Below are 14,760 nucleotides of genomic sequence, written 5' to 3' on the forward strand. Positions count from 1 at the left end.
GCTGAGTATAGTTTTAGAATCAATCGCTCACAAAGCAAAGAGACTATCTTTAACAAATTAATGAAAAGAATTGTAGAACGTTCTCCCGTTTTCCAAAGTCAATTAATATGTAATTAAATAGATACCTCAATATATGTATTTTCAATATGCAGATCTTCAAGTTAAAGATGTAATCAATGGAGGAACAAAGAGAATACAAGTCAAATATAATAATGAACAAGTAAAACCTACAGCTAGATAGATATTTAAATGTAATATATAAAAGTTTTAATTTTTTTTCACATATTGAGTAAGGATGACAATTTGTTGTCCATCAACTTTACCTTCTATATATTCAGCATTTTCGGGGTCGAGAGTGATTTTGCGCACTACAGTACCTTGTTTAGCTGTCATACTAGTGCCTTTTACTTTCAAGTCTTTGATAAGTACCACATTATCACCATTAGCGAGTACTGCCCCATTGCTATCTTTGTGGATTACTTTTTCGCTATCTTCTAAATGGTCATCAGAGGCTTGAGCAAAAGCCAATTCATCCTCATCTAAATACATCATATTCAAAAGGTCAAGCGACCAGCCTTCGTTTTTGAGTCGGTTGAGGAGACGCCACGCCATTATCTTTACAGGGCGGTATTCGCTCCACATACTATCGTTGAGACAACGCCAATGGTTGCTATCCATCGTATCGGGATTTTGTATTTGGCTAAGGCAAGTAGCACATACCAAAAGGCTATCATCTGTACTTTCGTTTCTAGCGGGAGGCACTGTATATACACTTAGGTTTTCAGTAGCTCCACAGAGCTCACAACAATTACCACTACGGGATTTTAAGATTTCTATCATTATTATTTTTCAATTAATCAATGTGCAAATATATAACTTTCTTTTAAACTACACAAAAAGGCTCTATCTTTCCAAAATAAAAAACTTTGCCAAAGGTCGTAGCACGACAAGCTACTAAAACCTTTGGCAAAGTATGTGATGTTATATTATTTGTTAATTTCCCAATTTCTCTTTACAAAGTCGGCAAGTTCTTTACCTTTGAGGAGACCTTGTGAGAGTCGTGCTAAATCAAAGGCTTGCTTGATGAGAGCTTCTTTGGCGGGTTCACCTTCAGCTTTCATAATAGCATCAACTAAAGGAGAATTGCTGTTTACCACTACGTGATACACTTCGGGGAAACCTCCCATAGCGAACATACCACCTCCTCCGGTAGCACTCATTTCCTTCATACGGCGCATAAATTCAGGTTGATTGATAACAAATGGTGTATCATTGCTATCTAAATCTTCTAACTGCACCATATAGCCTTCTTTAGGGATTACTTTCTCGATTTCAGCTTTCAGCGTATTTTTCTCTTCATCGGAAAGTTTGGCAATAGTAGGCTCTTCTTTTTGTATTAGCTTAGCTACAGGAGCAGCATCTACACGGGTGAAAGTAAGTTTCTCATTATCACCTTCTAACTTCTGTATCAAGTGCGATACGATAGGGCTATCCAACAACAACACTTCGTAGCCTTTTTCTTTGGCTTGCTCAATAGCTGTGTATTGCTGTTCTTTATTTTGAGCATACAACACTACTAATGTATCATTTTTGTCAGTTTGTTTAGCTTTTATTGCTTCTTTTAGTTCTGCCAAAGTGTAATACTTGCCATCGGTAGTGGGGTACAACATAAAATCGGCTGCTTTTTCGTAGAATTTATCATCGGTAAGCATACCGTATTCAAGCACTATCTTGATGTCGTTCCACTTGTTTTGGAAGTCGTCGCGATTATTAGTAAAGAGTGATTTCAGTTTATCAGCTACCTTACGAGTGATGTAATTAGCAATCTTCTTTACATTACCATCTGATTGGAGGTAAGAACGCGATACATTTAGCGGAATATCTGGCGAATCTATCACCCCTTTGAGCATTGTTAAGAACTCGGGTACTATCTCCTCAACGTTATCGGTAACAAATACTTGGTTTTGATACAACTGTATGCGGTCTTTCTGTAACTGCATATCATTAGTGAGCTTAGGAAAATAGAGGATACCGGTAAGGTGAAACGGATAATCTACGTTTAGATGAATGTGAAACAGGGGTTCATCGAACTGCATTGGGTAGAGTTCATGATAGAACGCCTTATAATCCTCATCTTTCAGATCGGCTGGCTGTTTCGTCCAAGCAGGATTAGGGTTATTTACAATATTATCAACCGTTACATATTCCGTTTTATAGTCGTCAGGGGCATTTTCAGGACGAGGTAACGGCTCTTGTTTCGTACCAAATTTAATTGGAATAGGCATAAAGCGGTTGTACTTGCGCAATAACTCTTCGATACGGAAGTCTTCCAGAAACTCAGTAGAATCATCGGCGATGTGCAAGATAATTTCAGTACCACGTTCAGTGCGTAGGTCAGTTTCCTCTAAGGTAAATTCAGGGCTACCGTCGCATACCCAGCGTACGGCTGGAGCATCGGTATAGGATTTGGTGATGATTTCCACTTGTTTGGCTACCATAAAAGCAGAGTAGAAGCCTAACCCAAAATGACCTATCACTCCAGTGTCTTTGGCAGTATCTTTATATTTCTCCAAAAACTCCTCAGCTCCTGAAAAGGCAATTTGGTTGATGTACTTTTCGACCTCTTCAGCGGTCATACCGATACCTTGGTCGATTATATGAAGGGTTTTATTATCCTTATTGACCTTCACTTCGATGATAGGGTTCCCATATTCCACTTTTGCCTCGCCTATACTTGCGAGGTGTTTCAGTTTAAGAGTAGCATCGGTAGCGTTGGAGATGAGTTCGCGCAAGAATATCTCGTGGTCGCTGTACAAGAATTTTTTAATAAGTGGAAAGATGTTTTCCACAGAGACGTTTATATTTCCTTTCATTTTATTTAGTTAAGAGGTAAGAGATAAGAATATTATCACTTAGCTTGTTATTTATCGGGGGAGGCATAGCGAAAAAAGTACCAAAGTAAGAGAAAATGACAAAATGGCAGGTGTTTTTTTTCTATTTTCCACACTCCTCATTCTTAATATGGTATAAATTTTGTAGTCTCCGTTCACTGTCAAATTGGCAAAATCAACTCATTATGATTATTATTCCTGAAAACTATGTGTCGCCTTATGGCATTATGGACACAGAACGCGCTATCAAACTCATCAAAGATACTTTTGAAACTGCCTTAGCTCGTGCCTTGCACCTCACTCGTATCTCTGCTCCTCTATTTGTAAAACGTGCTACAGGACTTAACGATGACCTTAATGGTGTGGAACGACCTGTGAGTTTTGAAATGAAAGATGCTGAAGGTCAAACTATCGAAATTATTCACTCACTCGCCAAATGGAAACGCTTGGCACTGAAACGCTATGGCATTGCGCTACACGAAGGTATCTATACCGATATGAACGCCATCCGCCGTGATGAAACTTTAGATAACACCCATTCTATTTATGTAGACCAATGGGATTGGGAAAAAGTTATCGCTCCTTCCGATCGTTCCTTAGAATATTTGCAACAAACAGTTAATCAGCTTTATAACGCATTTTTAGAAACTGAAGTTGCTCTCGTTGCTCACTACCCTAAATGTAAGGCTTTTTTGCCCAAAGAAATAACCTTCATCAGTTCGCAGGAGTTAGAAGACCGCTACCCTACTCTATCGCCTCAAAAACGCGAAGAAGTATTTGCCAAAGAAAAAAGGGCTATTTTTATCACTCAGATAGGTAAAACCCTGCGCTCAGGCAAAAAACACGACAACCGTGCCCCCGACTACGACGATTGGGAACTCAACGGCGACCTTATTTTATGGAATCCCGTGTTAAACAGCGCGTTAGAACTCTCGTCTATGGGGATACGAGTAGACGAAAAATCATTAGCACACCAATTGCAACTCGCTAATGCCGAACACCGCAAAACCTTAGACTATCACCAAATGTTGCTCAAAGGTGAACTCCCGCTCACCATCGGTGGGGGTATCGGTCAGTCGCGTATTTGTATGCTACTGATGCAAAAAGCGCATATAGGCGAAGTTCAAGCCTCTATCTGGACAGACGATATGCTGCAACTTTGCGAAGAAAACGGCATTCAGCTATTGTAATCCAATAAATTATTGTACTTTTGCAGTTATAAAACTAATCAAGAATTAAAATAACTCTATTCATTCACAATCTATTGTAACATCAGTTATCAATCTGTATGTATCACAACCATCAATTGTCAGTCATTATAAAATAATACTATGAAAAACAATATCTTTTGTATCATATCCTTATTAATCACCACAACTCTTACTGCTCAAGAGTTGCTCCCTCTGCCTTTACGCCAAAAAGAAGAACTCAAAGTGCGTTCGTGGGTGCGTGAAACGCCTTTTGAACAGGTAATCGTAAAAGAAATAGGCAACCGTATCAGTGCGCTGAATGTAAACCCTAAAAACAGTAACGAGTTTCTCGTCGCTCCTGAAAACGGAGGCATCTGGCTCACCCAAAATGGCGGCGAAACCTATACCCCCCTCTGCCCTACCCTTCCTACCCAATCTATCAGCGCTATCGCTATGGACTGGACTTCAGGCACTTTAGCACTTGCTACCCCTTATGGCATCTTCATTTCTGTTGATAAAGGCAAAACAACCAAATTCAGCGGATTGACTAACGCACAGCACATCAGCAGTTTGTATATCAATCCTCTCAATCCTCAAGAAATTGTTGCAGGAGTATTAGGTAACTCTTACAAAGCAGATGAAAAGCGAGGTATTTTCAAAACTACCGATGGTGGCAATACTTGGCAACAAAAGCTATTTGTAAGCACACGTGCTGGCATCAGCCAAATCACCCCCTCTCCTGATGGTAGTGTGCTTTTAGCCGTAGCGTGGGACGTGAACAACAGTCAGTGGGAAAACGTTCCTTATGGCAGTAATAGTGGTGTCTACAAAAGCACCGATGGGGGAAATTCGTGGACAAAAATCACTACTAACAACGGATTTATCAAAGGAAATAACATCGGCAAAATAGGGGTTACTTGTTTCAATTCGCAAATTTATTATGCCGTGGTTGATAACCGCAATCCTAAGAAAAAAGAAAACAATAACAGTCTGCAAAAAACAGCGCGTATCCACCTTATCGCTCAGGATTTCGATGCGATGAGCAAAGCCGATTTTCTCGCTTTAGACAACAACCGATTGAACATCTTCCTGCACAATATCGGTCAGGATAACAAATATACTGCACAAAACCTCAAGGATATGATAGCTGCCGAGGTTACTTTGCCTGCTAAAATTTTTAGTTATTTAGGCGTTAGCACTCAAGAGATTATAGGTGCTGAAGTGTATGTAACTAACGACGGCGGTAACTCTTGGCAAAAAGCTAACAGCCAACCTCTCAACGATATGTACTATCAAAATGGAGAACAATTCGGAGGCATTGCCGTAAACCTTACCAATAAAAACCACTTGTTTATAGGAGGTTATCCTCTGCTCGAATCTGGTGATGGTGGCAAAACGTGGAGAAGCAAACAGCCGCTCTCTTTACAAAATAGTTATGAACAACTCTACTTACAGCAAGGCACTTTATTCTGTACTACCCCTAACGGACTACAGCTCTCTTACGACAATGGCAGGAGTTTTGCCACTAAAAACGTATCTCAAGCCATAGCCTTCAGTCAGTTGTGTTATGACCAAGCAAGCAAAACGCCTTATTATGTGAGTGAACAAGCTGTATTGGCACAGAACAATAGTCATTGGAATACTTTCAAAAGAAACATACATTCGCTTTCATTTGGCAACGACAGCTATGCTGCTGAGGCGTATGGTAAGTTTTTCACTTTCTTCCCCGATAAAGACCAACTTTTTCCACTCGGAAGTGCTTACTATGGCGAGAATAAAGCTCCTTTGCGCTTTGGTGAAAAAGCACCACTGCTTATATCTCCTCAAAATAAAGATATCATCTACATCGGGAGCAACAAGCTACATATCTCAATGGACAAAGGTCGCAATTGGCGCACTATTTCCGACGATGTAACTAATGGTAACAAGCAGGGTAACAAGGCTTATGGCACAATTTCAGCTATTGCCGAATCGCCTTTTATGTTTGGCTTGCTCTATACAGGTAGTGATGACGGTATAATTTACACCACCGATAATGGGGGCGTATCATGGAAACAGATTTACAACGCCTTCCCTCGCGCCCTAAAAGTGAACAATCTGATTGCCTCTAAGCACCAACGCAACCGCGTATTGGCAACCCTTATCAGCACCGATGAAACTCAAGGCGACCCCATTATTTTTATGAGTAACGACAACGGAAAAAGCTGGACAGACATTCACTCTAACCTCCCCGATGCCAAAGTGAACGTTCTTAAAGAAGACCCTAAGAACGAGCAAATTCTGTATGCCGGAACCGATAACGGCTTGTATATCACCTTCAATTTAGGCGAAAGCTGGCAACCTTTCAGTCAAGGACTACCCGAAACTGGTGTTGCTGATATTTATATAGACGACACAAATGGCGAAATGACAGTGGCTACTTTAGGACGTGGTATCTATCGCACTTCGGTGAAAATGATGCAAGAACTACGTGCAGCCATTGCTACTCAAGCCTTTTTCCCATTAGAAACCCCTATCACAATCCCTTATTCACCCAACTGGGGCAATGCCGCGAGCGAGTGGGATGACCCCGTACAACCTAAAGTGTATTTCTACGCCTTTGCTGTCAATGACAATGTGGAAGTGCCTATTAAAATAATGAAAGGCCGAGTAACACTCCAAACCTTCAAGTACAAGAGCAATAAAGGTTTTAACTATATTCCTTACGACCTGAGCATCTCGCCCGAAGGTAAATTAGCTTATGAAAAGAGCCTCCAAAAGATATTCCTATCCACCGCTACCGATGGTAAAGTCTATCTCCCTAAAGGGCGCTATACTGTAGTTTTCACCCTCCCTGATGGTTTTGAGGAAGAGAGAACTCTGGATATATTTTAATGAAACGATATACCGAAAAACATATTATTCTTTGGAAAGACGACACCTGGGTAACCTGTCCCGAGTGCCAAAAAATCGCCATTGTTACCAATTGCCAAGTACATTGCCCGCACTGTGGTTTTGAAAAGAAAGCTGAAGAATTAGAGTTGTTTGCAGCTATCGTAAAACTCAACTGCCCCAATTGTGGCACCCCAATTGAACAACGACAAGGCGGACTGAAAGAAACCAATGAATTCCGGCAAGTGAAATGCCCCAAATGCAACGAAGAATATCTCGTAAAACCCCAATACGAATCCTACCGACAGCCCAACCCCACTCCCTCTAACGGACTGAAATGCGATAGTACTTTCGGGTTGCCCTATTTTTTTCAAGAGAATGTGCGCGGCAACCTATTTTGGGCAAGAAATATGAGCCATTTAGAGGTAATGGAAGATTACATCGCCTCTGACCTACGAGAACGTGAGGGAATGACAATGGTAGCCAAGCTCCCCACCTTTGTAAAAAGCAAAAAGAACCGTGACTTAATACTAAAAATCTTGCACAAATGGAAAGAAAAAGTATCAACCCCCGATTATAAGCTCCCTCCTTCCATTGCTACCGAGCAAATTCACTTGTTTTTTGCCGATGATAAAGTAACTATTAGCGATTATTTAAAAGATATTTCTCACAAAATAACAAGTTCGGTAAATTACACCCAAATATATTCCCATAAAAACGGTTATCAATGGGTGTGTTTCTACAAATACAATCGTATAAAGAGAGCATTTACTAAGGAATGGTTAGCACAAATCCCTTTTGAAGTAAAAACCATCTACCTATATCATTACGATAATACTTTTAGCGATGTCCAAAACATACTAAAAACCTTTCTACAACACTACCTACAAGCAAACACACCCAACAGTCTATACATCAGTATTGGCGAAAAGTTATATTCTGTTGAAAGTTTTATAATGAATCAGTTTTAGAAAATATGAATTGACAAATTGACAGGTTTGTAGATTGGTATTATTTTTGTAGTTTTGCACCCTAATTAAAAGAAAAAATTACTATGGCAAACATTGAAAAGATAAAATGCCTCATTATAGGCTCAGGTCCTGCGGGCTATACTGCCGCTATTTATGCCTCTCGCGCAAACCTTAATCCTGTTCTCTACCAAGGAGGACAACCTGGTGGACAGCTCACTACTACCTTTGAGGTAGAAAACTTCCCCGGCTATCCTGAAGGCGTGATGGGCACCGAGATGATGATGCAATTAGAGCAACAAGCTAAACGTTTTGGCACTGATATTCGCAACGGTTGGGTAACTAAAGTAGACTTCTCAGCTCATCCTCACAAAGTATGGGTAGACGACCAAGAACTCCACGCCGATGCGGTGATTATCGCTACAGGAGCTTCAGCTAAATACTTAGGGCTACCCTCAGAACAACACTACCTCCAAACAGGAGGTGGCGTATCGGCTTGCGCTGTGTGCGATGGTTTCTTCTATCGCAATCAACACGTGGCTATTGTAGGGGCAGGCGACTCGGCTTGTGAGGAAGCACTTTACTTGGCAAACCTTTGTTCAAAAGTAACAATGCTCGTACGTCGTGATGAGTTCCGCGCTTCGCAAATTATGAAGGAACGCGTACTCAATTCACCTAAAATAGAAGTGCTTTTCAATACCGAAACTGAAGAAATTCTCGGTGACGGACAAATCGTTACAGGTATGAAAGTCCGCAACAACAAAACGGGAGAAATAAGTGAAATAGCCATCACAGGTTTCTTTGTAGCTATCGGTCACAAACCTAATACCGATGTATTTAAACCTTACATCGATACTGATGAGGTAGGCTATATCAAAAACGTAGCGGGCACTTCGCTCACCAATGTAGCAGGAGTATTTGTTGCAGGTGATGCCGCCGATACTCGCTACCGCCAAGCCATTACTGCTGCCGGTTCAGGTTGTATGGCAGCGTTGGACGCAGAGAAATACCTTCTTACTCTTGAATAGGTAAAAGGTAAGAGATAAAAGATAAGAAAGCGCGATGTTTATCATTTGAAACATCGCGCTTTGCTATTTTACCTACCAGCTATTGCTGGATTGGTTTCTTACTTTTTATCTTTATTTTAAACTAAGCTTATGGTTGATAATCCTATCCATATAATCCTGCATAAAGGCTTTCAGGTCTTTGATACCTTTTTGAATTTCAGCATTATCTTCTTTACCTAAAAGATTGTTTTTCAAAGCTCCATCTTCTTTTTTATACACCCCATTTACTTTGCCAGTTTCGTCTATGATATAAGTATAATTACCTTGCATCATTTGATACATCAGTGCATCCGAAATGAAAGCACGAGGTGTTTCATCAGGACGATTGGCAAACACACTGCGTCCCCAAGAGCGGAAAGGTTTTTTATAGCCTATCAAATCTACTAACGAAGGATAGATGTCTATTTGTTGAGCGATATCTGAATTTACCTGTTTAGGTACTAAATTAGGATTCGGGCTGTAAAACATTATCGCTGCTCCCCTACCTGTAATAGGCTCTTTATAAAGGTCGTAATAAGTTTGATTAGGGTGATCATTCACAAAAGCAAAAATCGTATTGTTATACCAAGGTTGTTTTTTAGCACACTCAAAAAATCGTTTGAGCGCATAATCAGTATAGCCAATACATTGGTGAATCTCTAAATTCCCTTTAGGAAATTTACCCTCATATTGTTTAGGAATTTGAAAAGGGTGATGAGATGAGAGCGTGAAAATAGTGCCTAAAAAAGGTTGTTCCTTTTCGGAATAAGTTCTGCACATATATTGGAAGAAAGGTTCATCCCAAATTCCCCAATGCCCATCGTCATCAGCATCGTTATTATACTCATTTTTACCGTAGTAATGGTCAAAACCTAAGATATTAGAAAAACCTAAGAATCCCATAGAGCCATTGGGTGCCGAATGGAAGAAAGAAGTATCGTACCCCATTTCTTTGGCGATAGACACCAAAGATTGTGTAGGTTGTTTCACATAAGGTGATGAGGTGTAAGCTACTTGAAAAGAAGGAATTCCCGCTAACATTGATGACATTCCGTGTATCGACTGGCGACCTGTGCAATAAGCGTTATCGAGCACATAAGAATGTTGAGAGAGCGAGTCTAAAAAAGGTGTATACGATTTAAAATCAGGGATATGCGTTTTTTTATTCATACAACCCCAGTACTCTTTGCCAAAACTTTCTAAAATAAAGAGAACCACATTAGGTTGGGTTGTTACTTCGCGGTTATATTGTTTAATAGGTTTTAAATTCTCATTAATATAAGCTTCATCTACAAAGTGATATTCTTTAAAACCTTTATTTTTACCCATACTGCGAATAAGGCAAAAAGGTGTGTTGAGAATTGCATCAGCCTGTGCTGTAATATTCACGTGTCGGCTAGCATCAAGCATATTGATAGGACGAGTATCCGAGGTAAAACCTCCTCCGCGTATAGCCATCATTATCAGAGTGCCAAAACCTAAGAAAAATACGATTGACCATCCAAAGTAAGATTTCTTTTGAGCAATAGGCACTTCGACGTTTTTCACGCGTTTATAAAGGAAAACCCAAAGAGCTATCAGTAAAAAGAAGCCTACGAACATATACCAATAGCCTCCTAAAAAGCTACTGAATATTTTCATTTTGTTGTTTTCGTGTTCTATAACTGCAAACGATGCCGAAGTAAGGCGAGACTTGCTAAAAGGATAATATGCCATATCAATAAAATTGGTGGCATAAGCAATCGTATTAGGTATAAAGTACGACCAAAAAACTACTTTCTGAAATTTCCTATGGGTATTTACCCACAAAGGTAGTAAACTGAGCAGTATAAACAGCAAGTTAGTATACATTATAGCACAGTTATCAAACGCTAATCCATAATAAAAAAGGTCTGATAAGTTATAATCACCCATTTCTCCGTGATTGAAATAGATAAACAAAGCACGGGCAATAGCATAAAACAAATATACCAAGAAGATACGGTATAAAAAAACTATATATTCTCTAATTCTCATTGTATTTAGTTTTTTAAATGATTTGTAATATTAAAATAATGATGGTAAGCACTGCCGAAGCGATAAGCACCCCTCTGGCGCGTTCGTTTTCATAACGATTGATAAAAAAGAAGAAAACAGCAAGGTCTAACAAGGCGCCCAACATAATGAGTTTTCCCAAATAGCCTCTGTAGTAAGCATCTTGAAGGGTTACACCAATACTGTTTTTAGAAAAAATAAGGATATAAGCTAATATCCCAATTGCATTAGCCAATATCCCTATTGTAAAACCTATAAATTGATTTTTTCGGTTGTAGTTCATATCTATAAATCCCATTGTTTTAGCGGTTCAATATTTTGGTGAGCAGTAAGGTCAAACTGAATAGGCACAACCGATATATAGCCATTTTCAAGCGCCCATTGGTCGGTGTCAGTACCTTTATCTTCATTCACAAAAGTACCTGTCATCCAATAATATACTCTTCCCTGTGGATTTATACGTTTGTCAAAACTTTCTATCCATCGAGAGCGTGCTTGTCGGCATATTTTCACCCCTTTAATTTCTTCCTTCTTGATATTAGGGATGTTTACGTTCAGCACTGTTCCTTTAGGCAACCCATTGGCAAGCACCTTCTCAGCAATATTTTTAATATAAGAGCGCGCTTGAGAGAAATCAGCATTCCAACTGGGGTCTAACAACGAAAAACCAATAGCAGGAATTCCCTCAGTACCCGCCTCAATAGCTGCACTCATCGTTCCTGAATATATCACGTTGATAGAAGCATTGGAACCGTGATTGATACCACTCACACACAAATCGGGCAGACGACCGTTCAGCACTTCGTGTTTGGCTATTTTCACACAATCAGCAGGAGTACCACTACAAGCGTATTCTTTAGTTCCTTCTTGACTTGTGGGTACAGGATCGCAATACATAGTAGTATCAAGGGTAACAGCGTGACCTTTACCACTTTGAGGCGAATCTGGGGCTACTACCACCACATCGCCTAATTCTTTCATTATATCAATTAAATAACGGATACCAGGAGCGGTAATACCATCATCGTTTGTTACTAATATCAAAGGTTTTTGCATATTCAAAAAAACGTAAAAAATATTAAGCGCACAAAAGTACAAAATAATTAACAATTTACAATCAACAATTTACAACTATTCAAAAAAAGATATAATTTTGCTATTTCAACAAACCTCCTAACCAAAGATAAAAAGTAATTACCAACATTTAAAAATCTTTATTTTTTGTATCTATCAAAATCGTTACTGGACCATCGTTACAGAGATTTACCTGCATCATTGCTCCGAATTGCCCCGTAGGCACTTGCTTGCCAAGTAATGTTTCCACTTGTCTTACAAATGCCTCATAGATAGGAATTGCAACTTCTGGACGTGCTGCCCTGATATAGCTGGGGCGATTGCCTTTTTTAGTAGCAGCGTGCAAAGTGAATTGCGACACGATAAGCACCTCGCCATCTACATCTCATCACATCATTTTCATCTTCAAAAATGCGTAAATTCACTATTTTAGCCGATAGCCACGCAATATCCTCATCAGTATCACTATCTTCTATCCCTACCAATACTAATAAGCCTTTATTGATAGAGGCTACCGTTTGCTTCTCTATATCCACTGAAGCGTGGGTTACTTTTTGAATAACTACTCTCATACTCTTTCATTTTTTAATTGGTTATTTTATTAATCAAGAATATATAAAGGGATATCTTTCTGCTGAAAAAACTCTTTAAATAGCATCAATACAAAACCAAAGTCATAGCAAATAGTATTCTCGTCATACAAATCACCATTAATCTCTATCTTATTGTGGGTGGCAAGTCTTCTATTATAACTACGAGGATATTTCTCTTGAGGATTATCAAGGTCTGTAGTATAATAGAGCAACAAATACTTGCCATTATCTATTTGGCAAGAAAGGCAATCAGCATCCCAAGTATCATCTATTGCTAAACGAATTTTAGCCTCTTCAATTTGTGAAAAAGGAATCAATTTTTGTATGAGTTCGTCTAGAGAATTAATTATATATTCTTTATATTTCTTAGGTTTCCTGAGTGTTAATATCATAATAATCCTTCTTTAAGTCCTAACATTAAAGCCTTTTTCTTAAAATCAGCAATCACTTGTAGTGGAGTTTCTGCTTCATACTTAATATTCAAGTTTAATTTTCCTATTTCCTCTTCCAATATTTCCTCTTCAGTATCTTTATATACATAACACCATAAATAGTAGCCTTTAAACTTTAAAGTAAGTTCATCATATTGTTTATCAAAACTGATAAGGTCTTCTTTAAAAAGATTTTTAAGAATATTTAAAGAAGTTTGCATAGTAAAAAAACCTTCTTTTGCCATAAATATTTAATCAAATAGAGGAAAGTTAAGATTTTAACAACATACCTGAAAAACATTACTATAACCATTTATTAAAATAAATCATTTATAGTAATGTCATAACTGTTTCTTACTGGAATAAAAAATCTTTGTAAATTATTATTATTCAGAAGATGCTTGATGCGATTATCCTTCACATAAGTTTTCCCGATAAAACGAACTTCTTTTAGGTTAGGTAAATTAGAGAGAAAATCAATAGAAGATATTTCACCAGCATTCTCTATAATGATGGTCTCTAAATTTGACAAATTACCTAACATTTCCCAATTAGTAATCTTACTACAATTACTGATTGCAACTGATTTCAAAGTCAGTACTTTCTTTATCCAACTAATATCTGTCATTTTTGAATTATATCCCATCCCAAGATGTTCTATATTACACATATTCTCAATAGCATTAAATTCAGAGAGTTTAAATTTCATCAAGCCTAATCTTTTTAATTTGCTAAACACTACAAAATCTTCTGAGGATTTCCCTACATAATTATCTATGAATAAATATTCCAGCTGTTGAGCTTTGAAAATAGAAGCACAAGTTTTTTTATCATAATTCAAATAAACACAGCATAACTTAGGGAGGAAATCAAAAGGAATAGGCGTCCCTGATTTTCCCTGAATTTTTAAATAGATTATATGAGACAACTTTTTTAGCACATCAAGTGTAGGGTAATATACATCAGGAAATGAAAGTCCCTCTAAAAAAGGTAGATTACTTAAATCATCTAACTTATTCATTTCTTCATTTGTAGACATTCTTATGACCAAACTATTAATGTGATTAGACATTAGAAAGTCCTTATCTATTTTTTCTGTACCTATATCTAAAGTAAGACCTCAAAGAATTTTACCAAAAACATCTTTTCTATGTATATATGTCATAAATAATCATTCTTATAAGTTAAATATTCCCACAAGAAATATGCCACTAGATTCCTTTTCTACTCCATACTTACTCAAAAATGCAAAACACTATAAAAGTATCACTTAAACATTAAATAATAAAAAAAGAGCAACTCTTTATCAGAATTGCTCTTTATAAGAAGGCGGCGACATACTCTCCCACGTGACCGTAGTACCATCTGCGCTAAAAGGTTTAACTGCTCTGTTCGGAATGGTAAGAGGTGAGACCTTTGACTATAACCACCTTAAATCGTTTTAGGTAAGAGGTAAAAGATAAGAGCTTTTTAAAACTCTTTTTTGTATCTTAACCTTAAAATACCTATCCTAATCATATTTTTAACATATAGGGATAAAAAACATATTTTTTCAATTAACAATTGACAATTAATAATTAACAATTGTTGTGACTAACATTTTTGTAAAAAAGAATGCTGCGCGAAAAGTCTACGGGTGATTAGTATTACTCGGCTATGATG

Annotated in this window: 12 protein-coding genes, 1 rRNA gene and 2 pseudogenes; 5 read left to right on the forward strand and 10 right to left on the reverse strand. The window is 38.1% G+C overall.

Going from position 1 to position 14,760, the window contains the following annotated elements; genetic code table 11:
- Nucleotides 1-117: pseudogene (locus Q0162_RS11725) on the forward strand (IS1595 family transposase); the annotation flags it as partial.
- Nucleotides 118-267: 150 nt separating this feature from the next.
- Here the strand turns inward: Q0162_RS11725 and Q0162_RS11730 are convergent.
- Both Q0162_RS11730 and htpG read right to left on the reverse strand, forming a co-directional pair.
- Nucleotides 268-840 carry an alkylphosphonate utilization protein gene (locus Q0162_RS11730; protein ID WP_297891981.1) on the reverse strand — a complete coding sequence of 191 codons (573 nt, stop codon included), beginning with the start codon at nucleotides 838-840 and terminating at the stop codon, nucleotides 268-270.
- A gap of 146 nt (nucleotides 841-986) precedes the next feature.
- On the reverse strand, nucleotides 987-2,873 hold the full coding sequence (htpG, locus tag Q0162_RS11735; protein WP_297891984.1) for a molecular chaperone HtpG: 1,887 nt from the start codon (nucleotides 2,871-2,873) through the stop codon (nucleotides 987-989).
- A 203-nt stretch (nucleotides 2,874-3,076) separates the two neighbouring features.
- Between htpG and asnA the strand changes: the two genes are divergently transcribed.
- The 4 genes from asnA (at nucleotide 3,077) to trxB (ending at nucleotide 8,948) form a co-directional block, all read left to right on the forward strand.
- Nucleotides 3,077-4,081: an aspartate--ammonia ligase gene (gene asnA, locus Q0162_RS11740; protein ID WP_367272175.1), complete on the forward strand. Its 1,005-nt coding sequence runs from the start codon at nucleotides 3,077-3,079 to the stop codon at nucleotides 4,079-4,081.
- A gap of 141 nt (nucleotides 4,082-4,222) precedes the next feature.
- A complete protein-coding gene (locus Q0162_RS11745) occupies nucleotides 4,223-6,955 on the forward strand; it encodes a hypothetical protein (protein WP_297891987.1) in 2,733 nt (910 codons plus the stop codon).
- The gene (locus tag Q0162_RS11750; protein ID WP_297891990.1) at nucleotides 6,955-7,923 is read left to right on the forward strand and encodes a hypothetical protein; all 969 of its coding nucleotides are present in this window, start codon (nucleotides 6,955-6,957) and stop codon (nucleotides 7,921-7,923) included. The genes Q0162_RS11745 and Q0162_RS11750 overlap by 1 nt, the downstream gene beginning before the upstream one ends.
- Nucleotides 7,924-8,006: 83 nt before the next feature.
- Nucleotides 8,007-8,948: a thioredoxin-disulfide reductase gene (trxB, locus tag Q0162_RS11755; RefSeq protein ID WP_297891992.1), complete on the forward strand. Its 942-nt coding sequence runs from the start codon at nucleotides 8,007-8,009 to the stop codon at nucleotides 8,946-8,948.
- Nucleotides 8,949-9,059: 111 nt separating this feature from the next.
- Here the strand turns inward: trxB and Q0162_RS11760 are convergent, their stop codons facing one another.
- The 8 genes and pseudogenes from Q0162_RS11760 to rrf form a co-directional block, all read right to left on the reverse strand.
- Complete coding sequence (locus Q0162_RS11760; RefSeq protein WP_297891995.1) at nucleotides 9,060-10,982, reverse strand: LTA synthase family protein; 1,923 nt, start codon at nucleotides 10,980-10,982, stop codon at nucleotides 9,060-9,062.
- Between the two features lie 13 nt (nucleotides 10,983-10,995).
- On the reverse strand, nucleotides 10,996-11,298 hold the full coding sequence (locus Q0162_RS11765) for a hypothetical protein (protein ID WP_297891998.1): 303 nt from the start codon (nucleotides 11,296-11,298) through the stop codon (nucleotides 10,996-10,998).
- Nucleotides 11,286-12,056, reverse strand: a complete 771-nt coding sequence (gene surE, locus Q0162_RS11770; protein ID WP_095899308.1) for a 5'/3'-nucleotidase SurE — start codon at nucleotides 12,054-12,056, stop codon at nucleotides 11,286-11,288. The genes Q0162_RS11765 and surE overlap by 13 nt, the downstream gene beginning before the upstream one ends.
- A gap of 148 nt (nucleotides 12,057-12,204) precedes the next feature.
- A pseudogene (dtd, locus tag Q0162_RS11775) lies at nucleotides 12,205-12,646 on the reverse strand (D-aminoacyl-tRNA deacylase).
- A gap of 29 nt (nucleotides 12,647-12,675) precedes the next feature.
- Nucleotides 12,676-13,059 carry a hypothetical protein gene (locus Q0162_RS11780; protein WP_297892001.1) on the reverse strand — a complete coding sequence of 128 codons (384 nt, stop codon included), beginning with the start codon at nucleotides 13,057-13,059 and terminating at the stop codon, nucleotides 12,676-12,678.
- Nucleotides 13,056-13,343, reverse strand: a complete 288-nt coding sequence (locus Q0162_RS11785; protein ID WP_297892003.1) for a hypothetical protein — start codon at nucleotides 13,341-13,343, stop codon at nucleotides 13,056-13,058. The genes Q0162_RS11780 and Q0162_RS11785 overlap by 4 nt, the downstream gene beginning before the upstream one ends.
- Before the next feature lie 71 nt (nucleotides 13,344-13,414).
- Nucleotides 13,415-14,119 carry a leucine-rich repeat protein gene (locus Q0162_RS11790; RefSeq protein WP_297892006.1) on the reverse strand — a complete coding sequence of 235 codons (705 nt, stop codon included), beginning with the start codon at nucleotides 14,117-14,119 and terminating at the stop codon, nucleotides 13,415-13,417.
- A gap of 303 nt (nucleotides 14,120-14,422) precedes the next feature.
- Nucleotides 14,423-14,532 (reverse strand): 5S ribosomal RNA (gene rrf / locus Q0162_RS11795).
- Between the last annotated feature and the right edge of the window lie 228 nt (nucleotides 14,533-14,760).

Source organism: uncultured Capnocytophaga sp., from assembly GCF_937936315.1.
Lineage (GTDB): Bacteria > Bacteroidota > Bacteroidia > Flavobacteriales > Flavobacteriaceae > Capnocytophaga.

Excerpts from the sequence above, each read along its gene's own strand:
- Q0162_RS11730 (WP_297891981.1), bottom strand. The coding sequence starts at position 840 with ATGATAGAAATCTTAAAATCCCGTAGTGGTAATTGTTGTGAGCTCTGT.
- htpG (WP_297891984.1), bottom strand. The coding sequence starts at position 2,873 with ATGAAAGGAAATATAAACGTCTCTGTGGAAAACATCTTTCCACTTATT.
- asnA (WP_367272175.1), top strand. The coding sequence starts at position 3,077 with ATGATTATTATTCCTGAAAACTATGTGTCGCCTTATGGCATTATGGAC.
- Q0162_RS11745 (WP_297891987.1), top strand. The coding sequence starts at position 4,223 with ATGAAAAACAATATCTTTTGTATCATATCCTTATTAATCACCACAACT.
- Q0162_RS11750 (WP_297891990.1), top strand. The coding sequence starts at position 6,955 with ATGAAACGATATACCGAAAAACATATTATTCTTTGGAAAGACGACACC.
- trxB (WP_297891992.1), top strand. The coding sequence starts at position 8,007 with ATGGCAAACATTGAAAAGATAAAATGCCTCATTATAGGCTCAGGTCCT.
- Q0162_RS11760 (WP_297891995.1), bottom strand. The coding sequence starts at position 10,982 with ATGAGAATTAGAGAATATATAGTTTTTTTATACCGTATCTTCTTGGTA.
- Q0162_RS11765 (WP_297891998.1), bottom strand. The coding sequence starts at position 11,298 with ATGGGATTTATAGATATGAACTACAACCGAAAAAATCAATTTATAGGT.
- surE (WP_095899308.1), bottom strand. The coding sequence starts at position 12,056 with ATGCAAAAACCTTTGATATTAGTAACAAACGATGATGGTATTACCGCT.
- Q0162_RS11780 (WP_297892001.1), bottom strand. The coding sequence starts at position 13,059 with ATGATATTAACACTCAGGAAACCTAAGAAATATAAAGAATATATAATT.
- Q0162_RS11785 (WP_297892003.1), bottom strand. The coding sequence starts at position 13,343 with ATGGCAAAAGAAGGTTTTTTTACTATGCAAACTTCTTTAAATATTCTT.
- Q0162_RS11790 (WP_297892006.1), bottom strand. The coding sequence starts at position 14,119 with ATGAATAAGTTAGATGATTTAAGTAATCTACCTTTTTTAGAGGGACTT.